28 protein-coding genes are annotated in these 26,162 nt (G+C 32.7%); 12 read left to right on the top strand and 16 right to left on the bottom strand.

Annotation, left to right across the window (positions count from 1 at the left end; all coding sequences use genetic code 11):
* Positions 1-18 precede the first annotated feature (18 nt).
* The 15 genes from sctE to ABN236_RS07065 form a co-directional block, all read right to left on the bottom strand.
* Complete coding sequence (gene sctE / locus ABN236_RS07135) at positions 19-2,148, bottom strand: type III secretion system translocon subunit SseC family protein (RefSeq protein ID WP_349473669.1); 2,130 nt, start codon at positions 2,146-2,148, stop codon at positions 19-21.
* Positions 2,141-2,656 carry a type III secretion system translocator chaperone SicA gene (gene sicA / locus ABN236_RS07130; protein ID WP_349473668.1) on the bottom strand — a complete coding sequence of 172 codons (516 nt, stop codon included), beginning with the start codon at positions 2,654-2,656 and terminating at the stop codon, positions 2,141-2,143. Before sicA ends, sctE begins: the two co-directional genes overlap by 8 nt.
* Before the next feature lie 148 nt (positions 2,657-2,804).
* Complete coding sequence (locus tag ABN236_RS07125) at positions 2,805-3,866, bottom strand: EscU/YscU/HrcU family type III secretion system export apparatus switch protein (RefSeq protein ID WP_349473667.1); 1,062 nt, start codon at positions 3,864-3,866, stop codon at positions 2,805-2,807.
* Positions 3,859-4,632, bottom strand: coding sequence for a type III secretion system export apparatus subunit SctT (gene sctT, locus ABN236_RS07120; protein WP_349473666.1), 774 nt, complete (start codon positions 4,630-4,632; stop codon positions 3,859-3,861). The genes ABN236_RS07125 and sctT overlap by 8 nt, the downstream gene beginning before the upstream one ends.
* 5 nt (positions 4,633-4,637) lie before the next feature.
* Positions 4,638-4,892 (bottom strand): type III secretion system export apparatus subunit SctS, encoded by a 255-nt coding sequence (gene sctS, locus ABN236_RS07115; protein WP_036934456.1) that lies wholly within the window; start codon positions 4,890-4,892, stop codon positions 4,638-4,640.
* Positions 4,892-5,551 carry an EscR/YscR/HrcR family type III secretion system export apparatus protein gene (locus ABN236_RS07110; RefSeq protein WP_088494471.1) on the bottom strand — a complete coding sequence of 220 codons (660 nt, stop codon included), beginning with the start codon at positions 5,549-5,551 and terminating at the stop codon, positions 4,892-4,894. The genes sctS and ABN236_RS07110 overlap by 1 nt, the downstream gene beginning before the upstream one ends.
* 4 nt (positions 5,552-5,555) lie before the next feature.
* Positions 5,556-6,473 carry a FliM/FliN family flagellar motor switch protein gene (locus tag ABN236_RS07105; RefSeq protein ID WP_349473665.1) on the bottom strand — a complete coding sequence of 306 codons (918 nt, stop codon included), beginning with the start codon at positions 6,471-6,473 and terminating at the stop codon, positions 5,556-5,558.
* Positions 6,470-7,708, bottom strand: a complete 1,239-nt coding sequence (locus tag ABN236_RS07100) for a hypothetical protein (RefSeq protein WP_349473664.1) — start codon at positions 7,706-7,708, stop codon at positions 6,470-6,472. Before ABN236_RS07100 ends, ABN236_RS07105 begins: the two co-directional genes overlap by 4 nt.
* Positions 7,686-8,150: a SpaM family type III secretion system protein gene (locus ABN236_RS07095; RefSeq protein WP_349473663.1), complete on the bottom strand. Its 465-nt coding sequence runs from the start codon at positions 8,148-8,150 to the stop codon at positions 7,686-7,688. The genes ABN236_RS07100 and ABN236_RS07095 overlap by 23 nt, the downstream gene beginning before the upstream one ends.
* Positions 8,134-9,435, bottom strand: a complete 1,302-nt coding sequence (sctN, locus tag ABN236_RS07090) for a type III secretion system ATPase SctN (RefSeq protein WP_349473662.1) — start codon at positions 9,433-9,435, stop codon at positions 8,134-8,136. The genes ABN236_RS07095 and sctN overlap by 17 nt, the downstream gene beginning before the upstream one ends.
* Positions 9,436-9,437: 2 nt before the next feature.
* Positions 9,438-9,851 (bottom strand): InvB/SpaK family type III secretion system chaperone, encoded by a 414-nt coding sequence (locus ABN236_RS07085; RefSeq protein ID WP_349473661.1) that lies wholly within the window; start codon positions 9,849-9,851, stop codon positions 9,438-9,440.
* An 8-nt stretch (positions 9,852-9,859) separates the two neighbouring features.
* On the bottom strand, positions 9,860-11,965 hold the full coding sequence (locus ABN236_RS07080; RefSeq protein ID WP_349473660.1) for an EscV/YscV/HrcV family type III secretion system export apparatus protein: 2,106 nt from the start codon (positions 11,963-11,965) through the stop codon (positions 9,860-9,862).
* Positions 11,966-11,991: 26 nt separating this feature from the next.
* Positions 11,992-13,062: a type III secretion system gatekeeper subunit SctW gene (sctW, locus tag ABN236_RS07075; RefSeq protein WP_349473659.1), complete on the bottom strand. Its 1,071-nt coding sequence runs from the start codon at positions 13,060-13,062 to the stop codon at positions 11,992-11,994.
* Between the two features lie 4 nt (positions 13,063-13,066).
* Complete coding sequence (gene sctC, locus ABN236_RS07070) at positions 13,067-14,779, bottom strand: type III secretion system outer membrane ring subunit SctC (RefSeq protein ID WP_349473658.1); 1,713 nt, start codon at positions 14,777-14,779, stop codon at positions 13,067-13,069.
* The gene (locus ABN236_RS07065) at positions 14,763-15,518 is read right to left on the bottom strand and encodes a helix-turn-helix domain-containing protein (RefSeq protein ID WP_349473657.1); all 756 of its coding nucleotides are present in this window, start codon (positions 15,516-15,518) and stop codon (positions 14,763-14,765) included. The genes sctC and ABN236_RS07065 overlap by 17 nt, the downstream gene beginning before the upstream one ends.
* 295 nt (positions 15,519-15,813) lie before the next feature.
* Here ABN236_RS07065 and ABN236_RS07060 point away from each other — a divergent pair, with 295 nt between their 5' ends.
* Genes ABN236_RS07060 through ABN236_RS07030 form a run of 7 tightly spaced genes read left to right on the top strand, consistent with a single transcriptional unit; the run spans position 15,814 to position 19,906 of the window.
* The gene (locus tag ABN236_RS07060) at positions 15,814-16,890 is read left to right on the top strand and encodes a PrgH/EprH family type III secretion apparatus protein (protein ID WP_349473656.1); all 1,077 of its coding nucleotides are present in this window, start codon (positions 15,814-15,816) and stop codon (positions 16,888-16,890) included.
* A 51-nt stretch (positions 16,891-16,941) separates the two neighbouring features.
* Positions 16,942-17,196: an EscF/YscF/HrpA family type III secretion system needle major subunit gene (locus tag ABN236_RS07055; protein ID WP_109402429.1), complete on the top strand. Its 255-nt coding sequence runs from the start codon at positions 16,942-16,944 to the stop codon at positions 17,194-17,196.
* 23 nt (positions 17,197-17,219) lie between these two features.
* Positions 17,220-17,504, top strand: a complete 285-nt coding sequence (gene sctI, locus ABN236_RS07050; protein WP_270755474.1) for a type III secretion system inner rod subunit SctI — start codon at positions 17,220-17,222, stop codon at positions 17,502-17,504.
* 2 nt (positions 17,505-17,506) lie between these two features.
* Positions 17,507-18,256 (top strand): type III secretion system inner membrane ring lipoprotein SctJ, encoded by a 750-nt coding sequence (sctJ, locus tag ABN236_RS07045; protein ID WP_349473655.1) that lies wholly within the window; start codon positions 17,507-17,509, stop codon positions 18,254-18,256.
* Positions 18,249-18,812 (top strand): OrgA/MxiK family T3SS sorting platform protein, encoded by a 564-nt coding sequence (locus ABN236_RS07040; RefSeq protein ID WP_349473654.1) that lies wholly within the window; start codon positions 18,249-18,251, stop codon positions 18,810-18,812. The genes sctJ and ABN236_RS07040 overlap by 8 nt, the downstream gene beginning before the upstream one ends.
* Positions 18,793-19,485, top strand: a complete 693-nt coding sequence (locus ABN236_RS07035) for a type III secretion protein (protein WP_349473653.1) — start codon at positions 18,793-18,795, stop codon at positions 19,483-19,485. The genes ABN236_RS07040 and ABN236_RS07035 overlap by 20 nt, the downstream gene beginning before the upstream one ends.
* Positions 19,475-19,906, top strand: coding sequence for a hypothetical protein (locus ABN236_RS07030; protein ID WP_088494456.1), 432 nt, complete (start codon positions 19,475-19,477; stop codon positions 19,904-19,906). Before ABN236_RS07035 ends, ABN236_RS07030 begins: the two co-directional genes overlap by 11 nt.
* Here ABN236_RS07030 and soxR read toward each other — a convergent pair whose 3' ends face one another.
* On the bottom strand, positions 19,907-20,356 hold the full coding sequence (gene soxR, locus ABN236_RS07025) for a redox-sensitive transcriptional activator SoxR (RefSeq protein WP_088494455.1): 450 nt from the start codon (positions 20,354-20,356) through the stop codon (positions 19,907-19,909).
* Between the two features lie 110 nt (positions 20,357-20,466).
* On the opposite strand from soxR, the gene ABN236_RS07020 reads away from it, so the two are divergent.
* The 5 genes from ABN236_RS07020 to ABN236_RS07000 all read left to right on the top strand — a co-directional run bounded on the left by ABN236_RS07020 (position 20,467) and on the right by ABN236_RS07000 (position 25,959).
* Positions 20,467-20,889 (top strand): DoxX family protein, encoded by a 423-nt coding sequence (locus ABN236_RS07020; RefSeq protein ID WP_349473652.1) that lies wholly within the window; start codon positions 20,467-20,469, stop codon positions 20,887-20,889.
* A gap of 45 nt (positions 20,890-20,934) precedes the next feature.
* Positions 20,935-22,041: an efflux RND transporter periplasmic adaptor subunit gene (locus ABN236_RS07015; protein WP_088494453.1), complete on the top strand. Its 1,107-nt coding sequence runs from the start codon at positions 20,935-20,937 to the stop codon at positions 22,039-22,041.
* 12 nt (positions 22,042-22,053) lie between these two features.
* Positions 22,054-25,131 (top strand): MexW/MexI family multidrug efflux RND transporter permease subunit, encoded by a 3,078-nt coding sequence (locus tag ABN236_RS07010; RefSeq protein ID WP_088494452.1) that lies wholly within the window; start codon positions 22,054-22,056, stop codon positions 25,129-25,131.
* A gap of 182 nt (positions 25,132-25,313) precedes the next feature.
* The gene (locus ABN236_RS07005; protein WP_194951315.1) at positions 25,314-25,688 is read left to right on the top strand and encodes a type II toxin-antitoxin system RelE/ParE family toxin; all 375 of its coding nucleotides are present in this window, start codon (positions 25,314-25,316) and stop codon (positions 25,686-25,688) included.
* On the top strand, positions 25,660-25,959 hold the full coding sequence (locus ABN236_RS07000; RefSeq protein WP_075673532.1) for a helix-turn-helix domain-containing protein: 300 nt from the start codon (positions 25,660-25,662) through the stop codon (positions 25,957-25,959). Before ABN236_RS07005 ends, ABN236_RS07000 begins: the two co-directional genes overlap by 29 nt.
* The last annotated feature ends 203 nt before the right edge of the window (positions 25,960-26,162 follow it).

Here is a 26,162-nt window from a genome sequence, read left to right as displayed (position 1 = left end):
CAATAAAAATTGATATTATTAAATAGATATATTTTTTATCATATCTGACTTAGCTTTACTGCTTATAGAAGATTTCTCACTCATTTCTTTTAATATTTCAGTTATAGAGTCAATATTTTCATGATAACTTTCCATTATTTTATCCATTAATTTTTGAATAAGTGATAATATTGCTTCTAATTTCTTGCTGTCAGCCATAGACTGCAAAATTTTTGCAGAAAGTACACTACTATAAATATTGACTGCATTAGTTGCCGTAGAATTAACTAATTTAGAAGTAACCACAGTTCTTTGTAAAATAACACCGGCTTTCTTACTAAGATCTTTAGCTAATAATTTATTAATTTTTTCCATCGCCTCTTCGAGGGCTTGGGTAATAATTTCTTTAATCATTTTACCTAACATGGCTTCAAGATAATCATGTAATGCTCTTTTTAATGTATCTCTAACCTGTTGGTTAAATATTTTGTTGGCAATATTTGAAATACCTTTAGCTGCTGGTCCAATAATAAAACTCAATGCAATTGCAGCAACAAATAAAATAACAGTAATTGCAATTTTTAGTGCCATTTTCAGTTTTTCTTGAATCGAATTTTTCATCTCTTCAATGATTTTTTTATCTACACCTAATCCTTTAAGCCCATCAATAGTGCTGTTAATGACATCCGCAAGAAAATCAACGATAGCATCGACTGCCTTCATTATGGCTTCTGAAACAGGCGCCATTATTTCATCCATAAATGACTTATCATGAATGGCTTGATACACTTCATCAGCAACTGTTAATGCAACATCTGCAACAAATAATACAACTGCCACAGCCATTAATGCCATTGAAGCACCTGCTGTAAAAATAGAAGCAATACCTGCGACAAGTGCAAGTAATCCACCTAATATTTTTAAGCCTATGCCAGCCCAAAATTGAATTTCCTCTTGTTTTTTAATTTGAGCTTTTTGATCTTCGATTTTATCTTTTAGCGACTTTTCGGTGACTTCCTGCATTTCCTCAAAAAGCTTTTGCTCATTTTCAGTACGCTGTAACATCACCTTTAATGTAAGCTCTCGGGTTTTAGCCAACAAAAAAGTCAGTAATGCCATTCCTGATAATGAGTCAGACATTATTTCAAGCTCTAATGCACTTTGTGAAAGAGTTAATGTTCTATAGGTCTCTTTTATTTGCTCCAGCTTTTCTTTGATTGAGTCATTTTCTTTCTTATTAATTAATGCTTTTAATTCATCTCTATGGGATGTAATTTGATTTATCTTATCATCGCTCATAGGCACGTTAGGCATATATTTAAAAGCATTATCAAAGAAGCTAGATAACTTTCCATATAATTTATCTAATTCATCTAATGACATTTTTGAAATATCATCAGGTAATTTCATAAATGGGAAAGTTTTTTCAAGTAACGCTTCCATATCTTCTTTAGAGTTTATTTTTCCAGAGAGTAACTCATTTATAAAAGAGTCAGGAATGTTTTTATTTTTTAAGAAATTTTTAACTTCAGCTTCTGTTTTAAAACCATTTTCTTTTATTTGATTAATTATTTCCATCCAATAGTCAGTGTAAGCATCTTTACTATTTTTAATTTCATCTAAAACTGAGTTTATTTGATCTCTTAAACCATCAATACCTTTAGATAAGATATTGAGTTTATCGAGATAATAATCGAGTTTATCAGGATCTTTAATTCTATCTAGAACATTTTTATGAATAATGTTTTGATAAGATAACTGTAAGAATAAGAATTCATAATCTTTATTAGATTTTTTATCTTCTGGCTGGGTTGGTGCTAAAGATATAGATGATAATGATTTATTTAACTTATCCTCGTTAATTTTATTATTCTTATTAAAAATAAGTTTACTGCTATCACTCTCATTTTTTGTTGAAAAAACATTTATATTATATTTAACATCTTCTTTAATATTGATTTTTTGATTATTCTTTTTTTGTTCGATAGGAGCACGAAGAAAAGGAATAACAAAGCTATTTTCTTTATTCTTGAGTTGTGATGCGACAAGGTGCTCACTTGCCGCATTAATTCTTTGTGCCTGCTGTACGTTATCTTTAGTTACTTTTTCTACTTCTTTATAAGTAGATGGGGTAGATAACACAGCATCATTTTTACTAATTTCAATCATACTGTTCTTCCTTCTCGGTATTCAAAACAACAAGAGGAACATCTTTTAAAGATCCTAAATAAACATCAGCCCTCTCTTTTATAGAAAGATCATTGATATTTTTTGAAACCTGATCAAAACAATATTTAGCTTTTTCTTTTTCACCTAATGATAAATTACATTGCCCTGCATAAAAAACAGGTCGATAATCATTCTTTGCATTTAAATAAGCTAATGCATAAAGATCAATTGCTGCTTGATATTGTTTTTTTAATTGTTTAACAGCTGCGAGCCCCATAATATAATCAACATTATAAAAATCATAAAGGCATAAGAATTTAAAAATAGCTTCCGCTTCATCCAGCTTTCCTTTCTGGTAAAAATCATATGCAAATGAATAAATTCCTTCCATAAATCCTTCTGGAATGGCATTCTCATCCTTGAGTGAAGCTCCGTTCTGAGCAATAGAAACAATATAGCTTGCTAATTGATCAAGTTCTTTCTCTGACATTTTTTCATATAAAGACATAGTGTTAATCCTTTCATCTATGATGAATAATTAATAAATAAATAATAATTTATTCATTATTTAATTTCTTTAATAAAACGCACGCCTATAATTGCAAATTAAATATGTTATTTTTATAATTTAGACATGAATAACCTAAGAGCAATGATTAATGATGTGTATAATCCATTTCCTCTCTTAATAGACCTTCAATTTCTATCTTTTTAAGCCAGATAAGAATATCCATCACGTCTAATAGATCTTGATCTATCATTACGTCAAACAAATGATATTTATGATAAACTTTTCTCGCAAGTTCTGGATAACGAATAACGGGGGTGCCCACTTTTTTAGCATAGGCTTTTACTGCTAATGCTTTATCATTAATACACCTCAGTGAAACTAATGGCATAATGCCATTATCAGGATCAAAATAAATACCTACTGCAACGTGTGTCGGATTCACAATAACGGCGGATGAATCTCGGATCACTTTTTTCATCGGTTCATCAAGTAATTCTTGATGGAGTTGTTTACGTGTTGACTTTATTTCAGGATCGCCTTCCATATTCTTATTTTCTTGCTTAACTTCATGCTTTTCCATCATCATATCTTTCATAAAAATAAAGAAATCAGCAATAATATTTAAAATAAGAATAGGTATTGATAAAATAAAAAATACAAATATAAAGCTAACAACTAACGAGCACCATTTATCAATAACAACAGGCAAACTTGAGCGATATAGTATGAATATTTCTGAGCCATGTAAAATAATAAAAACATAACAAGTTACTAAAAATATAATTATAAATAATAATGTTTTTAAAAAGTCTTTTATTGTTCTTATGCTAAATATTTTTTTAAATCCAGAAATAGGATTAATATGATTAAGATCGATTTTAATTGCTTCCGTAGCAAGTTTAAAACGCGAACTAAATAAAGAAGGAATAGCGCCAGATAAAAAGGTAACAATGAGTATCGGTAAAATAATATCAAAAAATAATTTTGAAATAACATCAATATAGCTTTTTAAGGTAATATTGGTTGGATGAAGCAAAAGAGATTGATAAAAGCGACTAAATTCATCTAAATCAACTTGATGGAATAAATACATAACGCCAATAAGATAAACAAGCCCTGATGTTAACTCCTTGCTCTTGAAACTTTGTCCTTTCTTTGCAGAATCATCAAGTTTTTTCTGTGTTGGTTTTTCTGTTTTTTCAGCCACGATAAATACTCATAAAAATAGTATAAAAGTATCTATTATTAAAGAATTCATACAACTCTGAAGTCATTACAGAAGCAAAGAAAAAAAGCAGTGAAATAAATGCAATAATGCCTTTTATACATAATGAAAGAGAAAATGCATTTAATTGAGGACAAAATAGAGAATAAACTCCCAATGCCACTTCACTTAAAAACATAATAATCAAGACGGGTGATACTAAAACAATCGCAGTACGGATCATGCTATTAAGCCAATGACCAATAAACGAATAACCAATCTCTTTATTAAAATAGCCGATGGGAAATACATCATAGCTATCCTTTATGGTACTCATTAACGAGGTTAATCCTCCTGCTGATAAAAAATAAGCCGCACAAAATAACCCTGTTAATGAAGCAAACTCAGAAGATTCAATTCCCGTTGTTGGATTAATAGTATCCCCAATACTTGCCCCTCTCTGATTATCAACAAATTCACCAAAAGCAGAAGCAATCCAAAAAGGAGTAGCAAAAAGAAGTCCAATTAAAACACCAAGAATTAACTCACTTAGGATTATTATTTCCCATGTATTTCTTATTTCATCAGTAATTAGAATGCTTGGTTTTATTCCCATAGCAATATAAAAAATAATGACATATTTTAATAGTTGACTATTTAATACTCGGCTATTTAAGAAAGGTATAAAAAGAAAAATTGGAAATAATCTTGCAACAAGTAAAAAAAGATCAATTAAATAAAGTTGTATATACCCTTGCAGTATTAACATTTTATTTATCCTGCTAATCCTAATGTCATCATCTCTTTGGCATACACTAATATTTTATCGCCCATCCAACCCATCGTGACTAGCAAGCAAACAAAAACACCTACTAGTTTTACACCGAAAGGTAATGTTTGCTCCTGTACTTGAGTGATGGTTTGTAAAAGACCAATTGCCAATCCAATAAATGTTGCTATAGCAATAGGTGCAGCTGAAAGTAATATCACTAAATAAACGGCTTTATTCGCCGCATAAACCATATCCATTACCTTACCGCCATGAGATCAAGATATTGATTAATTAATCCTTTAGCGAGGAGAGTCCAACCATCCATAGCAATAAATAAAATTAATTTCAAAGGTACTGATAATGTAATTGGGCTCATCATCATCATACCTAAAGCTAATAGAATGCAGGAAACGACCAAATCAATAACAATGAAAGGTAAATAAAGATAAAACCCAATAATAAAAGCAGATTTTATTTCACTTAACGCATAGGCAGGAAGTAATGATAATAAAGAATTTTCTATATTCTCTTTATCTCCGTAGCTATCCGGTCGATTACCTTGTGCTTGTTCAAAGAAATCTAATAATTCGGGTTCAGAATATTTGTACAAATATCGCTTATATTCCCCTAATGCATCATCTGAAAATCGTTCAAGCGAATCAGAAGAAGTAACATCAATTGGGTTTTCAATAAGGTACTGATAGGTATTTTTTGCAATAGGAGTCATAACAAATAAAGCCATCATCAATGCAATCGCATTAAGCACCATATTAGAAGGTACTTGTTGAACACCTAACGCATTACGAGTCATAACCAGCACAATAGAAAATTTTAAATAGCAAGTCCCCGCAGCAATAATAAAAGGTGCTAATGTGGCTAATGCTAGTGTTAAAATGAGTGTTGTTGAGCTTTCCATATCTTTATTCTTGCTGTAAATAAGCGTGTTGTATTTCAACAGCTAATCGCTCACCAATTTTAATTAACTCTCCTTGAGCAATAGCGACACCATTAGCAATTAATGTAATATGGCGTAGTGCATTATCTGGTAAAGAAATTTGTTGCCCAGGTGATAACTCTTCGATTTCTTCAAGTAACAGGCTTTTACTTGCAAGTAAAAAAGAGAGTGTAACGGGAATAGATTGGATCGCTTTCAGCTCTATTTTTTTCTGTAATGTAATTTCTGTGTCTTCAACTAACTCTTCACGTTCTGTTTTATTAGTAAATAGCTCTTCATCTAAAACCACTGCATTTTCTCCTTCTTGCCACAGATAACGTATCCATTTTTTTTCACCAATAATGAGTGAAAAATCTACGCTATCAATCAACACAATATCGCCCAAAGAGAGCGTTTTTAATAATGAAGATGACATTGTGCTTTTGCCAAATTGAAATTGAGCAATAGCATTAATTTTATTTTTTGATGACAATCTCCATTCATAATATTTCTCGAAAGAACAAATAAATATGTCACCAATTTCAGTATTAATAACAGGGTAGCTAAAATTTTCTTGCTCTCCTAAACAGATATTATCAATGATTAATGGCACGGGTTCTTTCGAAAAAGGAAACAATATTTGTGAACATTTTTGAGAGAAAAGTGTGTGAAGATAAGTCTCAGGAACAAGCCCCCAATCTATTTTTTTCTCAGGGTAGATTTTATCCATTACTTGTCCAACTTCGACAATGCCTGTAAATGAACCTAATGTATTATTACCCTTTATCTTAAAATAATGAGCTGAAGAGATAGGTAACTGAGTTGTATATAAAGATGATAATATATCCATTGAACAACTATCTTCTTTATTATTAATACTATTTTTAGGATCTAATCTTATCATTTTTCATCTTCTTTATTTTCAGAAGAAGGATCAATCGCATTAATATGCCAATGGCTATTCTCATTCCCTGATGAAAGCGATAACCGTCCTTGATATTGGCTAACACCGTCTAAAGAAGATTGATAAACTCGCCCAGTAGAAGCAATTAACTGGATCTTTTTATCAGTATCAAAGTTCACCTTCATTTGATGAAGTTCGCTTCCCCATTTTTTAAAAACATAAGTAATACTAGGCGGTTGAGACAAGGTGGATGCTTTTTTATAGAGAACACTAAAGGCCGGTATATCAAGTATTTTTCTATCAGGTAATGGTTCTGATGACATTTGTTGAGATTCTGGCTTTATACTATTAAATGGGAGTATTTCACTGATATCTCTTTTTATTTTTTCTTTATGTAGACTTTCTATATTTGATTTTTTATTTTCACCACTCATTATAATAGTATTTTTATTTATCTCTTTATTATTTGAATGAGCTATTTTTTCAGATACTTCATCATGTTCAATAACTATATATTTATTAGCGTTTAACTTGTTATCTTCATTTTTTAATACACTATTACTTTCAAATCCATTTATTTTTAATTCATACTTATAGTTTTTAATTTCAATATTTTCTTTAATTTTATTAATATAATCTTTTCTTTCTAATTTTTGATTTTGTTTATCTTTGTTTAATCCATAATTTAGACAATTAAGGTTTTCACTTACTGTTTTTTTATTATTAGAAATATCAATGCCTTTATCTCTCTTTGGCTCTGAAGTCATTGTTAGCTTTAGAGAATTTTTAATCATTACCTCATTGTGATTATTATTCTTATTAACTCCATAACTCAATAAATCTTTTTTTTCTATTTTACTTTCTTTTGAAAAAGAGCAAATTTGTGAATATATTTTTCTTTGAGTTAATAATAACCCCTCTATATTTGAACAGTCAGTTTTTTCATCTTTATCATCTAATGCGTCAACTGGTTTATCAGATTTTATTTTTATATTTAATTTTAAACTATCTTTTAATTCAATAACGTCCTTACAATCAAGATTATAGAAATCATTCAGTTTCTGTTTTATTTTACTGAATTCTTCAGATGACAATTGGTCTTTCTCGATATGTAATAGTCCTATATCTTTAGAAAATGATGATGATTTTTTAGAAAAAACAGTTTTATTTTCACTATTTTGTTCATTGATTAAACTTTTATTTAATCTTAAATTATCTGTCTTTATGGTCATCATATAACACCATCTCCTGAATTTCGTTTTGTTCTAATCTTTCAATATATAACTCTTTTTCTAGTGCTTTTCTTTCAAAATAAAGCTTCATTTTATTTTGTTTTTTAATCACATCATTTCTTTCTTGTTGTAATTTTAGGCTGCCTTTTTTTAATTTTTCAATTTGATATTCAATTTCTTTTAATTGAGTAGTGATAATATTCAATGATGCTAAAACAATAGCTTGTTTGCGTTTTTGTTTGTTTAAAGAAATAAAAGAATAGAGTCCCGCTTTTTCATACATGGGTATCTCATTTTTTAATGCTGAAGCTAATAATATCTGTTCTCTTTGCTTACTTTCTGCCTCTGCCGTTAACTGTTGATATTTGTACTGCTCTTTTTCTATTCTTTGCTGGCGTTTGGCTATCGCCTTTATCAATTTTTGTTGATTAAGAGGTAAGCGCATAAAGTTGATTCAATGTTTTTTTAAATTCTGCTTTTTCTTTAAATGATTGCATAAGAAAAGCTTCTATTGCCGATTGTTTATTGACGGCCAGATCATTTAACTCATTCTCTCCTGCACGATACTCACCCAATTCTTGTAATAACTTAATATCCTGCAAATGCATCAATATTTGTCTTATTTTTAATGCTGCTTTTTGTTGTTCAGTACTCGTTATTTGCTGAAAAATACGACTCACACTACCTAAAATATCAATAGCTGGATAATGGCCTGAAGCCGCTATTTTTCGAGAAAGATAAATATGTCCATCCAGAATAGACCGGATTTCTTCACCTATAGCATCTGGTTCATCATCACTTTCAAGCAGAACAGTATAAAACGCTGTAATTGAGCCTTGATGAGTCACCCCTGGTCTTTCTAAAATTGCTGGCAATTTATCAAAAACAGAAGCTGGATAACCTTTACGAACAGGAAGCTCGCCCGCTGTAAGAGCCACATCCCTTAAAGCTCGACAGTAACGTGTCATAGAATCAATAAATAACACGACATTTTTGCCTTGCTCTCTGAAATATTCAGCAACCGTAGTGGCAACAAGCGCAGCGTTACAACGTTCTATTGCAGGTTGATCCGAGGTGGAACAAATTAATACTGTTTTCTCACAGCGTTTATCTTGTTTTAACTCTTCGACAAATTCGGTTACTTCACGGCCTCTTTCACCAATTAATCCAATAACAAAAATATCAGCCTGAGAGAAACGGATAAACATATTCATCAACATGGTTTTACCTGTTCCTGCACTGGCAAAAATTCCCATTCTCTGCCCTAATCCACAGCTTAATAAGCCATCAACAGCTCGAACACCAGATTCAAATATTTCTGTAATCGGGCGTCTTTCATTGAATGAGGGAGGATGACCATCGATAGGTAAATATGAATAGAAATTTTCTTCTACCACTTTTTTATCGCTGAAGCGCAATAAATAATTACCTTTAATATCGATCATACTCCCTAAAATATTAGGGCTTAAAGCAACAGAAAAAGCATTTCCAGTTGGTACTACGATTATTTGCAAAGAATAACCTTGTGAACTCCCCATCATACTTAAAATCGTAATGCCATTGCGAAAACCAATCACAATCGCTTCACCAATAATTTGTCCATTAATAATAGAATCTTTTAATAGACAAATCTCTCCAATAAATACATCACGCAACATCACTTCAAGAATATTGCCTTGTATTCGTATAGGGTGAGCTGCATGATGAAATATTGAAAATACGTTATTCATTTTTAATTGATAAATTGTTGGTGAATAGTATTCATCATTTGAAAATATTCATCTATTGCTTTTGCCATTGATTCACCATTTTGTAAAGCAATAGGCATAAATGAAGCTCGTAACTCTAATTCAGATTCTACTTTCACTAAAGCAGGCTGACCTGGATAAAAACTTTCTGTTTGATTATTAATATTATTTAATAATAATGAAGTACTTGTTTGTGATAATAAGTTTTCATTATATTCACCCAGTACAGACCAGATCATAGGAACTTCATCAACAACTAATAAATTTATATCCGGCATATCTCCTAAGCTAATTGTTATTGTTGAATGATTATCAACAGATTTTCCTTCAGAGAATAAATCGTTTCTTCCAATTACATTCATAGCATCCATAATTAAACTCGCCAGATCAAAAGACATAATTTCTCCTAAATAGATTGTAGAACGTTAATTTCAATATCTGATGTAATTTCATCATAAGACAACACAGATAATTGTGGATATTGTGATTCTATTAGCTTTTTAACAAATCGTCTTACATCTATAGCTGTTAAAAATATATAATCTTGTACATATTTAATTTCATCAATAGCAGTAGACATTTTCTCTATTATCATATCAAGCTCAGCAGGTTCTAAGTTCAAAAATGTTCCTGAAGAACTTTGTCTTATTCCACCTCGGATTATTTCTTCTATATCATGAGATAAAATAATCACATTAAGTTTCCCATTATCTGAAAAAAAATAGCTAATATAACGTGAAAGCAGAGAGCGAATGTGCTCAGTTAAAAGTATCGGATCTTTTTCTTTACTTCCCCATTGCACTAATCCACCTATAATTGTTTTTATATTTCTAATAGGAATTTTCTCTTGTATTAAACGTTGTAAAACATCATTAATACGTTGAATAGAAACTTGCCTATAACACTCTTTTAAAAGTTCAGGTGAACCTTCTTCTATTTTATCAAGAATATTTTTTGTTTCTTGTATTCCAAGGAACTCAACAATATTAGATGTAATTAAATTAGAGAATTTCCTATAAAAATAAGTCTCAGATAATTCTAATCTATAACCTAATAATTCCATTTTTTCTTTATCATTTTTACTCACCCAATAATTTTTAATTTTATTATCTTGAGTTTCTATTGTTTTAAAATTTAGAGATAAAAATTCATCATTAGGGTTTTCTACATAAAAAAGTGGAAAAGGGCAATCAAACTCATCAGCCTTGACTTCGTTTATTAAAATAATAATTTTATTATCATCAATTTTATCTGAATAATGAATAACAAGATCAGGAAGTAATACACCATATTGTAAAATGAATTCTTTTTTTAACCACTTTTCAAAAACCAGTTTCGAAAGATATGTCTTTTTCTTAGATGATACAGTAATAATTAAAGGTAATGTGTCAGCCTGAGATAATGTGATATTCTCTTTTAATAAGCTATTTTCGCCTTCTGACTCATTTTTATTTGAAAATAAATTTGAAATAAGTCCTTTTTTACCATCAGTATCTGAATCATTATCTTCATTCTTATCTTCTTTATTATCCGTTATCGTTTCTTTTTTCTTACTTTTCCATTGTTTTTTAAAGAAATATCCCCCTAGTAAGACAGATAGAATAAGGAACACTGGTGTTGGAAAACCAGGTAAAAAACCAATGGTAAAAGCGAGTATCGCAGTCACGAGTAAAGCAAAGTCTTGAGCAAGCAGCTCATTCATAATGCTAAAACCAAGGTTGTTATTTTCACCACCAACACGAGTAACAATAAAACCCGCACTAATAGAAATCAGTAATGCTGGAATTTGCGCAACCAGCCCATCACCAATGGTTAAAAGAGTATACGTATGTAATGCCTGAGTAATTGAGAGATCCATTTGCGCCATACCAACAGAGATCCCTCCAATTAAGTTAACAAAGATGATCACAATGCCGGCAATGGCATCACCTTTAATAAACTTCATTGCACCATCAAAAGAACCATATAGCTGGCTTTCTTGTCCTAATTCTTTTCTTCTTATTTTCACTTCTTCGTTATTAATAATGCCAGACTTTAAATCAGCATCAATGCTCATCTGTTTTCCGGGCATACCATCTAAAGAAAAACGAGCAGCAACCTCTGCAACTCGTTCTGAACCTTTAGTAATAACTAAAAACTGAACTATTGTGACAATAGAAAAAACAACAAAACCAACAACTAAATTTTCACCAATGACAAACTCACCAAATGAAGTAATAATCTCACCTGCATCAGCATCTAATAATATTAGTCGGCTAGTACTAATCGAAAGAGCAAGCCTAAAAAGAGTCGTGATAAGTAATAATGCGGGGAAAGTCATAAAGTTCAATATTCTTGTAATATAGAATGAACTCATAAAAATAAGCAGAGATATAGTAATATTTAATCCAATAAGAAAATCGACAATGTAGGTTGGCAATGGAATAATTAACATCATAATGACCAAAATCATAACAGATAATACAATGAGTTCTGGTCTGTTTTTTATTGCCAATAGAAATCTATAAATCATAAATATTACCCATAAATTATTTTAGTCTATTTTCTTTGCTGATATTGTTCTAATGGAAGATATTTATCTATAAATTTCTGTATAATTATTTGGCATTCATCTCTAAAATCATCAGACAAATATAATGATTCAGGGTATTTATTAAACATTGTTTTTAACCCTTGTAGTAATTTCATTTTTATATTAACTAAATAGTTTTTCCACTCTTTCTCTAGAAAAGAGATTAGCAATTTTTCCATTTCTTCTGGATATGTCATTCCATAAAAAACTAACTGGTAAATTTCTTTTTCTATCGTTTTATTACTAAGATTTTGTTTTTCTAACTTATCTATATTAATTTCTATAAAACTATATAACGCACGTAACTTATTTATTTTATCAAATAAATAACCAAATTCTAAACAGTGTGATGGTGATGATTGCATATCACAAATCAAACTTTGAGTGAGAAAACTTAAAATAATTGTGCATTGCTTAATATCATAATCTTCTATCCACATTTTAAAAAAATAAATAGGCTTAAGATCGAGATTAATATAACTACGATAGAGATCTCGTAATTTTGATGCATCTAAAGAAAGTAATTTTGCAAATGCCTTTGCTTGAAGAGCAATATTAATGCCAGCACTAATTTCCCGTCCCTTTTCACCTTCAAGCAAATGTTTTATTTCATCTTCAATTTCTCCTTCTAATTGAGAACCTAATTTTTTCTTTCTAAGTAATTCTCGTAAAACCATAACGAGATCACTTTCATCAGGAAACATTTTACGTAAATAACGAAGCAAATCTTGCAAACTTCGCCCTGACTTTTTAAATAACATCATTACATTATCAAGTTTTTTATCAGCATCCTCTTCTAGAATATATAATGAACTTTGTCCTCTATTTGCTTTTTTATCTAATAATTGACCAAAACGTTGAGAGAATAAGGTTGCAACCATAGACATATCATCAGATATCTCGATTAATTGGTTTTGGTAATTTTGATGATCATTAACTTTAGGCTGCTTATATTCAGTCTCTTGTTGGCTTTTTTTACCAACATTATTCTCTTTATTAATTAAATGTGAAGTAGAGGTATTAATTGGCCCAATCATAGTATCACCCCATAAAAGCATGAAGCTGTTTTAATGCCTGAGACGTTTTTTTGTCTATCGGTTCAAATGGATTCTCAGTGACACTTTCTAACAATTCAGCCTGTGTTTTTTCTAATAAACGGGGTTGTAACATAAAAATACGGATCATCTTTTTATTATTGTCAGACTCATATTTGAATGCTCCGCCAATCAAAGGGATCGCACTCAGAAAAGGCACTTTACTTTGTGCCTTCACATTATCTTCTCGTGTATATCCACCAATCAATAAACTTCCACCTTCTGAAACACGAGCAACTGTACTGATATTTGTTCGATTAATAACGGGTAATTTTTCAACACTTTCATCGTCGCCATCATCATTTTTTTTCTCAGCACCATCTTCGAGATTAATGATCATCTCAATATCTTTATTTGAATTACCAATTCTTGGTAACACACTGATCATTGTGCCAAATGTTGTGGATTCTAATGAAGCAACACGTTCACCTTTTATTTGGGTATAAAAAGTCGTGTTGTTATCAAAAATAGCAGGTGTATTTTCTTGTGTTAATAAAATCGGGCGAGACACCATCTGAGCTTCACCATCTTCACTCAATGCTTTAATTTTACCTAAAAAATTAAAGCCAGATGCGGCACTCAAACTTGCTGTATTAAAAAAGAAACTGCCTTTACCTGAGCCATAACTTGCTTGCCAATTAACACCTAAACTATCTGCTTTATTTTTAGAAATATCGATTATCCATAATGACAGTTCAACTTGTCTTTTGGGTTTATCTAATTGAGCAATTAATGAACCTATTAATGCCAAACCTTCTCTGCTTGTTTTCACTAAAAGGCTATTTGAACCCGGCAAGGGGACTAATTCGACGTTATATTGCCCTACTTTAGTGATAATAGGTGCATTAGTTTCTTCAAGACTATTTATCTCTTCATCGTATTTCTGGCTATCGTCATTTTCTAGAGCTTGACGAGGCTCCACCGTTGTTCTTTTTATTTCTTTAGAAGACATAAATAACTGCTGTAAAACAGAAGTAATACCTGGCAGTACCACTTTTTCATCACGTAAGGTATAAGCTCTATCTTGTACAAAGGTATTTTTTAATGGAAATATCTGTACAAACTCATCACCATAGCGAGAACTTCCCACCGGCACTTGGTTATTTGTATTTTCATTAATTTGCTCTTGAACATTATTATCTAAAAATTTAGCTGCGGCTTTGACCAATTTGATATAAACCGGTGGACCAGAAATATAAAAAGTACGTTGATCTCGACCTGCACGTAGTGGATAACGTGGGTCATATAATCCTACGTCTTGTAAATACTCTTTTAACTCGATTAGGTTTATATTATTTACCTGAAAGAGTTCTTGTAAAATTTCACTACTCTCATAAATATAGATTGATTTTCCATCGTTAAAATAGAGCAATGACAAGCGTTTTACCATCAATTCAAATGCTTCTTCTGGTGAAGAAATATCAAAATTTCCAGTAATTCTCTCCTTTTTTACAGCGCTACTCAGAATAAAAGGTTTATTTAATTTATCTGATAGCACAAGAAAGAATTGTTCTACCCGAGTATCAACAGCGATAAATACATCAGGTTTTTTTACCTGATGTGTATAGATAACCTTTCCTTGCGCAGCTTGGATTTGAAAAGAAAAACCACAACAAAGTACTAGCCCAATGACACAATAAATCTTATTTTTTATTTTCATAAAGATGCTGACCAATTCGACGAAATTCTGTTGGTGTAATACCAAATAGCGTCTTGATTTCATTTGAGAAATGAGACGCTGAACTAAATCCATTATCGACGGCAATTTGTGTTAGTGATTCATCAGTTGATAGCGTGGTTAAAATGGAAGATGCCGCACGCCATGAACGTAATTGACTTTTTCCACAATTACCTAAATAACGTTTACACAGTCGTCTAAAATGTGTACCTGATACACCATATCGTTCTCCAATTTGTGCAATATTACTTTTCTTCTCATCTAAATAACTAATGAGATGTAAAATAAGCCAATAACTTTCACTATGTCTTATCGTGACAAATAAAGGCTCTAATTGGCTTTCTGCTTTTATTGCTTCATTTATTAATACGTATTCAAGAGATTTATTAGTATCTTCTATATAAAAAATTTGCTGATTAATATCAAATTCAGATCCTATTGCTGTCATTTTTGAAAAATCACGAGCATAATCAATGAATGCCAATAATCTTGCACAAATAAAAAATGAGCGTTTTTCAATTTTCCATGACTGATTTTCAGATTGAAAAATAACATTCTCATTTTTTGAATTATAAATAAAAGCCTTTCCTTTTATAATTTTAGTCGTTTTATCATCATGTATTTTTACTGGAAACTCATCATTCAGAGGAATACAAAAGAATAATGAATTTCCAAGTAAAATATTTTTATCACCACTTATTTTTATATCATTTATTAACATAAGAAATACCTTAACTTATCCTATTGACCAATAAAGAATTAAAGATAGAAAGCTATCAACTAATTTAGTTTTATGTTTTTTCTTTATATAATTCTACATTAATATTACTAATTATTAACTATAAACATGAATAACAAATTTTTTGTGTTTATTATTTAAAAAAAGTACTAGTAATATATCAATACTCACTATCAAATAAAAAACATGTGCTTTTTTTTAAAAGAATATTAATTATTATTTCACTAAACTATATTTAAATCATGAATTAATAACATTTTATCATTAGGCTAAATCTATGCTGTATTACATTTATATTCTTTCTGGCCCATTAAAAGGAGCAATCGTTCCTTTACCGCCCAATCATTATTCATTTTTTTTACAAAATGAAGAACTCAATGATAATGAAGAAAAAAATGAAAAATCGGTGCTTTACATTCCTTGTGATAATAAGGAATGTAAAAAAAAGCTCGCTATTATACTTGATGAAAATAATAGTGAAAATAATAAATATATAATTGAGAGTAGTTTCATATCAGAAGAAGTGGGTAATGAATATTCTTTACCACTAAATAAACCTGTATATTCCCATGATATTCCTATCTTTTTAGTCAGTGATAGAGGTGATCTACCTATTAATTCATCTCACTTCAAAAAAAACAAAAAGAGATTAATTTCAAGTAAAAAAATATTCACAATATTGGTGTTGCTAATTCCACTTCTTATAATATTTATATATTATATAAATAAACCAACAGAAAAAATAACCACACCTGTTGTATCAAAAAGTCTAAATTTTGAAGGTTTTCAAGGAGAAAATGGGTATTATTGTGTTTTTGATGATTTATACCTTCTGTCAAAAACAAATAACAGCTCAGAAAGTAAAGTTTTTTATATAGATAAAATAAAAATAGAAAATTTAATGATAGAAAATAGTCATAAAAAAATACATTTAATTTTAAAGGATAAAACTAAACCCATTGTTAACTTCATTTATCATAATGATAATGAAAAACTAAAAATTATTGATGCCATAAATAATCACTTCTCAGAAAATTGTTCCCCTACAATTAAAGAGATTTCAATTCCAAATATCATTATTGATATAAATAAATTAGAGTTAACTAAAACAATAAGTTATACCATTGAAGAGAAAAACAATGGTCTAATATTTATTTTTGATGGTTTATTAGATAAGAAGAATAAAGAAAATCTTGATACTTATATCAAAAAACAAACGGCTATTTTTGGAAGAAAATTTATCTTTTATCGTGAAAATATAAGTAATCCAATTTTGAAAAACAAAGCAACCTTACAAGAAGAACGAGGATATATCTTTCTTGATAATCAACATCGCTATTTTCCTCAAGGGTAATAGTGATATTTAAAGATCATAACTTAGTATTAAAACTAGAGGAATAATATTATGCCAGCCTATCCTGTTGCTGATGATGTCAGTTCTATTGATAAAATTGATGACTATTTTCAAGAACCAGTTAAAAACCAAAGTGATGCATTAAAAGTCGCATTAGATGCATTAAAAGCAGATACATCAAATGCAGCAGCCTTAGCTGATTATCAAGCTAAACTCGCTGAATATAATATTACACGTAATGCACAATCAACGTCGATTAAAGTTGTGAAAGACTTGGCAATGAGCATTATCGGGAATATGCGTTGATTTTTATTTAATGGAGATTGTATATGGCAATTAATCCTGTTGTTCCTGTGCATTTAGCAGCGCTGCCAAATGATAACAGTGATAGTGATAATAATTTATCTTCAATGATGATTAACACTGTAACAAGCGGCTTTCAGTATGAAAAACAGATCCAAGAAAAACTAACGACATTAAGTCAATTAAGTGATGTTCAAAGTTATACCAAACTACAAACCACACTTAATGATTATACAATTACAATGAATTTAGCGAGTACTTTGGCTAGAAAGTCACTGAATATTGTCGAAACATTACTCAAGGCTCAATAGTAATGAAAATACGATATTTGTTATTGGCGTTATTATGTTGCTTGTTTCCATTATTAAGTGGTTGTAAAGATCAATCACTACTCACTAATTTGGATCAAAGACAAGCAACGGAAATTCAAGCTGTTTTACAGAAGCACCAAATAACCAGTACTCGTAAAGCATTAGGAAAAGGGTTATTTGATATTTCTGTTAACAAAGAAGATATGAGCATTGCAATTCAAATTTTAGAGGAATATCAATTACCCACATTATCCCGAATTGAAGTGACTCAGCTATTTCCATCAGATGCCTTGGTATCATCACCACAAGCTGAAAAAGCACGTTTAATTTCTGCTATTGAGCAACGATTAGAACAATCATTACTTACTATTGATCATATTATTGATGCTAGAGTTCATGTGAGCTATCCCATTTCTCCGACTGAACGCATTATTCCGACACCTCATGCTTCAGCATTAGTTTTTTATGAAGAAAGTACGCTCGATAATGATCAGTTAGGTGAAGATGTTCGTGCTTTTATTCACAACGCCTTTAATGATATGAATGAGGATAATATTACCGTTTTGTTGTATCCACGAAATATTAATAAGTTCAATATAATAAATAATCAGCTTTCTCAAAATAATTCTGATTCATTTTTTAATTCTTGGTTATTTCTAAGCTTATTATTGGTGGTTATCGCCGCTATCATTGTAATTTTATTAATAATATTCCGACGGAAAAAAGCACAGAAAGAGGTGGATAATGACTAATCTTACTTCTGAACAATTCGAAATAATATCTAATGTAATGTATGAACCGCTCAGTTACCTTCATCCAGATTACAACGTATTAGCTTCAAGAGAAGAAAATACAATTTGGCAAAAATTAGCTAATCGCCAATTAATTAAGCAATACCAACTTATTAATCAACTTGATTGTGATATTGATATTATTGTAGAAAAAATTTTTACTCATTGGATATTACTTCCTCGCTGTGCTCTGTTTTTAGGCTATTTTTACTCTAGAGAAACGCTTTTATTATCTGGTAATTATTATCATCTAGAACCACAATTAAAAGCGTTTTTATCTCTTTATCCAGTTTTAAATATTGATAAGAAAACAACTATTTCTCTGAAAGATATCACGCCAATGGATATCGGCTATCAATTGCTATTTGATTTCATTCATTCAATTTCAATTGCACTTTCTCAGCGCTTTACATTACTTTTTCCACCACAATCCTTGTCGATTGAACTCCCTCAATCACTTTTTTTGTCTCGTTCACTTTTTCTTTTGGTACTTGATTATGCTGCGCTCTCTGCCTGAAGATCTTTTAACATATACGAGTGAAGGTGTATTAATACGAGCTCGCTATGTTCGACAACTCGATAATATTTATAAAACAGAATTAGCTGCCAAATACGCAGCAAAAAAAATCATTCGAGATTTTAACAATAAACTAGAAAAACATAATAAAGAGATAGTAAGCCAAGCTTATAGCAAAGGGTTACAAGCATTATTAAGGGATATCTTAACTTTTGCGGTGCAATATCAAGAGAAGTTGACGCATTATGAATTTCAGCAAAGAGAACACGTTACAGCGACGATTGCTCAATTTTTTGACTCTCCCGATATACAAGTTGAACTAACTCACCGTTTAATTTCCGCTATTCCGAAAGAGAAAAAAATCACGTTGAATATTCCTGCGACATTGCGTCGCTATCTCGAACCTAAACTCAATAATGCCAATATTGAATTGATATCTCATAACAGTAAAACGATCGCTATTCATGCTGGTGATCAAATTACTTTTTTTGATCCTGCTCTTTTAATTAATGATCTAAAAACACAATTTCATCGGCCTTTTTCTGAGTCTTATCAGCCCATTTTCACCCAAGAAATAAAAGAGGCTTTACTAAATTTAATTGAGACCTTTGATATAACGGACGATATCTCCTCTCCAATAGACACAATAAGTGAAGATCATAATGAAGATTGATGCCTTAGCACCACACACTTTATATAAATCACAATCCCATTTATCGACCTCAAGAAGTGTTACAGACCAGACAGTAGATCCGATAATGGCAACATTAAATCCTATTTTTTATCAACTCTTAAAAGTATCTAAAATTAATAAAGTACAAGATGTATTAACACTTATAAATCAATTTGATGTAAAAAATGAAGGCAACCAAACCTTAAAAGAAAAGCGCCAAGTCACTCTCTTAATGTATGCACGCCAAGCGAGTGAATTAGAAAATAGTGATGATAAAGATGTGATTAATCAGGCTTTAGTTTCGCTTCTTTCTTATCAAGGTTTTTACCATCAAGTAACCCTTGAATTATTAGGAATGACAGATAACCAAGAAGACTATGATGGCTTTTTCAAACCAGATAGCGCCTCATTCTCATTTTGATTATAAGATCTGAGGACCCGCTCCTTTTTCACCTAAAATATCATCAGGATTACGTAATGGGCAGTCACTTAACGATAAACAACCACAACCAATGCAGTGATCAAGCCCATTACGTAGCCGTTTAAGGCGGCGAATACGTTCATCTAGTCGCACTTTCCAGTCCGTTGATATTTCGTGCCATTGTTCTGCCGTTAATTTACTATTTGGCGGGTATTTTCCTAATATTTCCTGAATTTCTTTTAATGGAATACCTGTGCTTTGCGCCGCTTTTATAATCGCCACATAACGTAATACAACGGGTGGGTAACGGCGCTGATTACCGGCACTTCGATAACTTTCTATCAATCCTTTCTCTTCATAAAAATGCAATGTTGAAATAGCAACACCACTACGCTTTGCTACCTCACCGACGGTAAGTGCTCTATTGAAATCTATTTTCTCTTTTTCCATCTTTTCCTCTTGACCTCAACTTAACCTGAGGTTTTATAGTCTCCTCCTCAAATTAAGTCAAGTCAGTCGGATGCTGGCTTTTATTTTTTAAGAATGTTGAGGTCAGATGAATGCCTAATTCAATTGCACGTATTCTTGAAAGTCACTCTATGTGGCTTATCGCCAGATTACTCATTCTTGTTTTGTTTCTCTCCTCTGGCTTTGCCAAGGTTTTTGATTACCAAAATAGTTTGGCTGAAATGCGTGCAGCAGGATTAACTCCGGATTGGTTCTTTAATATTGCCACTGCGATCGTCTTACTTTGTGGCTCACTTTTAGTGCTTTTCGATCGCTATCTATGGCTAGGTGCTGGCGCTTTAGCTGTCTTTTTATTTTTAACTATTGTGATTGTTCATACTTTTTGGGATATGACGGGAGAAAAAGCCATGTTGTCGATGTTTTTTGCAATAGAGCATCTAGCCGTTATTGGTGGATTAATGACCACAGCAATGGCAAGTCATTTCAGAGCGTTATGGAAAAAAACTAACGCATAAAACGATAAGAAATATAAAAACTTTCACTATGGGATCGGCAATAAAATGAATAAAAAACTTACTATTACGATATGTGCCTCACTCTTTTTACTCAGTGCAGGTGCTGCGGTTTATGCAACTACGTCATCTGATGAAGATGCAACACAGCAATTTGCTTACCCACCCACGAAAGTGGCATTAGCAACCGTACAATCATCAAAATTACCAAACAATATGCAAGGTGTTGGAGAATTAGAGGCTGCACGCCAAGTTTATTTAGCCGCTGAAACCAATGGTCGAATCGCTGTGATTAATTTTGAGTCAGGGCAAACTGTTAAAGCAGGCCAAGTTTTAGCTAAATTAAATGATGAACCTGAACAAGCGGAATTATTACGTTTACAAGCTCAATTAACTAACGCGGATAAACTCTATTCCCGAACAAGACAGCTTTATAGTAAAAATGTCGCAGCCGCTGCGCAATTAGACAGTACGTTATCTGAGCGCGATATGATTGCCGCATCCATTCGCGAAGTAAAAGCGAGAATTGCACAAAAAGCAATAAAAGCGCCTTTTGATGGCATTGTCGGGATAAAACTAGTTCATGAAGGACAATATCTCAATGCGGGTGAACGTGTCGCTTCACTTGTCGATGCGAGCCATTTAAAACTCAATTTCTCACTTGATGAGCAAGCAGCACCAAAAATTTCCACAAAACAGCCTATCAATATCGAAGTCGATGCTTATCCTGAAATGGTATTTACAGGTTCTATTAATGCCATCGATCCTCTTATTGGCCCTTCTCGTACTGTACAAGTACAAGCTGTTTTACCTAATACCGATAACAAATTAAAAGCGGGCATGTTTGCTCGTGTACAAGTTACCTCTCCAGATAGTCCTATGGTATTAACCGTACCAGAAACAGCAGTCACTTATACTGCTTATGGAGATACCGTGTTTGTAGCGCAGTCTGACAATCAAAAAAACCTTATCGCTAAGCGTGTCTCTGTGAAAGTTGGATTGCGCTACAACGGCATGATCGAAATAAAAGAGGGTTTAGCCCTTGGTGATCAAATTGTTTCATCAGGCCAAGTTAAATTAAGTGATGGCATCTCAATTGAGCCTATTGAGCAAGATACATTAGCGTTGGCTCAATCAGCGACAACAAAACCATAACAGGAGTTAATAATGAAGTTTACCGATATTTTTGTTCGGCGACCTGTTTTGGCATTAGTTGTTAGCACACTGATCCTTTTACTGGGCGCATTTGCGTTCAGTAAACTGCCTGTTCGCCAATATCCAATGTTACAAAACTCAACAATTACAATTGCAACAGACTATCCCGGAGCATCATCTGAACTGATGCAAGGGTTTGTGACACAACCGATCACTCAAGCTGTTTCCTCTGTTGAGGGCGTTGATTATATTTCCTCTTCGTCTGTTCAAGGGAAAAGCTTAGTCACCGTCAGAATGGAATTAAACCGTGATCCAACTCAGGCCTTAACGCAGGTAATGGCGAAGGTAAATCAAGTTCGTTATAAGTTGCCAGAACAAGCTTATGATCCTGTTATTGAGCTTTCATCAGGAGAATCTACAGCAGTAGCTTATGTCGGGTTTTCAAGTGAGCAGCTTTCTATCCCTGAACTCACTGACTACCTTTCTCGTGTTGTGGAACCGATGTTCTCATCCATCAATGGTGTTGCTAAAGTACAGGTTTTTGGTGGTCAACAATTGGCGATGCGCTTGTGGTTAGATACAGATAAACTGGCTGGTCGTAACTTAACGGCAAGCGATGTCGCAAATGCAGTACGTCGTAATAACTATCAAGCCGCCCCCGGGAAAGTTGAAGGCGAATTTGTGATTGCCAACGTTTATGTCAATACTGATCTCACTAATGTCGAAGAATTTAAAGACATGGTTATCATTAATGATGGCAATAACCTTGTACGTTTACGTGATGTCGGCACTGTCGAATTAGGTGCTGCGGCTACTGAAACCAGCGGTATTATGAATGGTAAAAAAGCCGTATTCTTAGGTCTATTTCCGACACCAACGGGGAATCCATTAGTCATTGTTGATGGTATTAGAGATCATCTTCTCGATATTGAAAAAACCTTACCTCCTAGTGTCGATGTAGAACTGGCATTTGAAACCTCACGTTTTATCAAAGCCTCTATTAACCAAGTAGTACAAACCTTAATTGAAGCTATTTTAATTGTTATTGCAGTTATTTATCTCTGTTTGGGATCGTTCCGCTCTGTTCTTATTCCTGTACTTGCTATTCCATTATCGATGTTAGGTGCCGCCGGTTTAATGCTTGCCTTTGGTTTTAGTATTAACTTGCTCACTCTACTGGCAATGGTTTTAGCAATCGGATTAGTTGTGGATGATGCAATAGTGGTTGTTGAAAACGTCCATCGCCATATTGAAGAAGGGTTATCGCCTGTTCAAGCCGCTTTAGTCGGTGCGAGAGAAGTTGCGGGCCCTGTTATTGCAATGACGATCACGTTAGCCGCCGTTTATGCTCCTATTGGTTTGATGGCTGGATTAACGGGTGCATTATTTAAAGAATTTGCCATAACATTGGCAGGCAGTGTGATTGTATCCGGTATTGTGGCATTAACCTTGTCGCCAGTGATGAGCTCGTTAATGTTAAAACCAAAAGAAAATGAAGGCAGAATGGCCAAAATAGCCGAATATGTCTTTGATAAACTGGCTCATTATTATGGTTACGTACTCAATTTTTCTTTAGCTAATCGCTGGTTAACCGTTGTTTTTGCCTTAGCCGTGTTTGTCAGCTTACCGTTTTTGTATAGTCAGACAAAACAAGAGCTAGCTCCTTCAGAAGATCAGGCGAGTGTCTTAACTGCCGTAAAAGCACCGCAACATGCAAACCTTGCTTATGCTGAACGCTTTAATCAGAAGCTTGATGAAATTTATATGAGTCTGCCTGAAACAGACAGTACGTGGATAATTAATGGTACAGATGGGCCTTCAGCCAGCTTTGGTGGTATTAACTTTGATGGTTGGGATTTACGTGATCGCGACGCAGATCAAATCCAAGCTGACTTACAAAACCGCGTCAATAATGTTGAAGGTACTAGCATTTTTGCTTTCCAATTAGCGTCTTTACCCGGCTCAGTAGGTGGATTGCCTGTACAAATGGTTTTACGTAGCCCGTTAGGTTATCCCGTTCTATTTGAAACAATGGAAAACATTAAACAGCAAGCAAGAGAAAGTGGTTTATTTGTCGTGGTGGATAGCGATTTAGATTACAACAACCCTGTCGTTCAAGTTGCCATAGACAGAGCTAAGGCCAATAGTTTAGGTATTCGCATGCAGGATATTGGTGAATCACTCTCACTATTAGTCGGTGAACACTATATCAATCGCTTTGGTATGGATGGTCGCTCTTATGATGTTATTCCACAAAGTGTACGCCACCAACGTTTAACACCAGCTGCACTTGCTGGGCACTATATTCGTACTCAAGATAATGTTTTGATCCCATTATCAACAGTTGTGAATATTACAACTCAAGTTGAACCCAATAAACTGACACAGTTTAATCAACAAAACGCCGCTATTTTCCAAGCGATCCCCGCACCTGGTGTCACGATGGGACAAGCAGTCGCGTTTCTTGAAACAGTGGCAGATTCATTACCCGCGGGCTTTAGCCATGATTGGCAATCTGATTCTCGCCAATTCACTCAAGAAGGAAATACGTTAGTCTTCGCCTTTATTGCCGCGCTTATCATTATTTATTTAGTGTTAGCGGCACAGTATGAAAGTTTGGTTGATCCTTTGATTATCTTAATTACCGTACCGCTATCAATTTGCGGCGCATTAGTTCCTCTCGCTTTAGGGATGGTGACGCTAAATATCTACACTCAAATTGGTTTAGTCACACTAATAGGGCTTATCAGTAAGCACGGTATTTTAATGGTTGAATTCGCTAATGAATTACAAGTTCATAAAAATCTAAACCGTCGTGATGCCATTATTGAAGCTGCAAAAATCCGACTGCGCCCTGTTTTAATGACAACGGCAGCAATGGTGATTGGACTTATTCCTCTGTTATTTGCCAGTGGTGCAGGTGCTAATAGTCGCTATGGATTAGGACTGATTATTGTGTCAGGTATGTTAGTCGGCACACTGTTTACCCTATTTGTGTTACCAACAATGTACAGTTTCTTGGCTAGAAACCATCAAATCAGTGCTCAAACTGAGCGTCAAAAACAGTTACAGCAAGTCGGTGAGCAGTAAAAATAAAAAATAAAAAGCAGTCATGTCGTAAAACCAATCCCCATTGTGAATTCAATGGGGATTTTATTTATTAATGGGAATACTTTGAAAAATAAACACTACCTTGCTACTCTGACGAGTATTGAAATATAAGTTGTAGCTTATTACCCTAAAAATAAGCTATAACTTATATGAGGTGAACTGTGTGGAATGTATTACTTACAAATAATTTTGATTCTTGGTTATCAGAGCAAAGTAGCGAGTTACAAGAACGAATTTTAGCAGCCTTACAGAATCTGGAGGTTTATGGACCTAGGTTACCAAGACCCCATGCTGATAACATCAAAGGTTCAAAATATCCCAATATGAAAGAGCTCCGGATACAACACATAGGGAAGCCTATACGAATATTTTTTGCGTTTGATCCAACTAGAAAAGCTATTGTGTTATGTGCAGGAAATAAAGCTAACAATAAGAAATTTTACCAAACGATGATCCATATCGCGGATCGAGAGTTTACCTCATATCTTTTATCAATAAGAGAAGACAATGAAAACACTTCAACAAGCTATCGCTGAACGTTCTCCTGAAAGCCAAGAACGTATAAAAAAAATGGCTGATGAATTGATATTAGAAACAGGGCTGCAAATCTTAAGAGAAGAGTTAAATATTTCACAAAGAGAACTTGCTACTCACCTAGGAATTTCTCAACCTGCGATTACCCAAATCGAGCAAAGAGGTAACGATCTAAAACTGGCAACATTAAAACGCTATGTTGAAGCTTTAGGCGGTAAGCTTAGCTTAACAATTGAATTACCTACTGGTGAAGGTCGTGTATTTCATCTTTAAATTTAGATAAATAAAAAGCAATCATGTCGTAAAACCAATCCCCATTGTGAATGCAATGGGGATTTTATCTTTAAAGTTATCAAGATAAACTCAGATCTGTTTTGAAAAAAATCGCTAACTGAAATCATAGTATAAAAATATCATATCTTGATTTTTATATTTAAAAAATAGAAACACTGAGTCTATTTTATCTAACACTCAGT

Origin of the sequence: Proteus sp. fly-1013 (assembly GCF_040140245.1) — a bacterium.
Classification (GTDB): Bacteria; Pseudomonadota; Gammaproteobacteria; order Enterobacterales; family Enterobacteriaceae; genus Proteus; species Proteus mirabilis_B.
The sequence above is the reverse complement of the archived record's forward strand: the minus strand, read 5'-3'. Positions and strand labels throughout refer to the sequence as shown.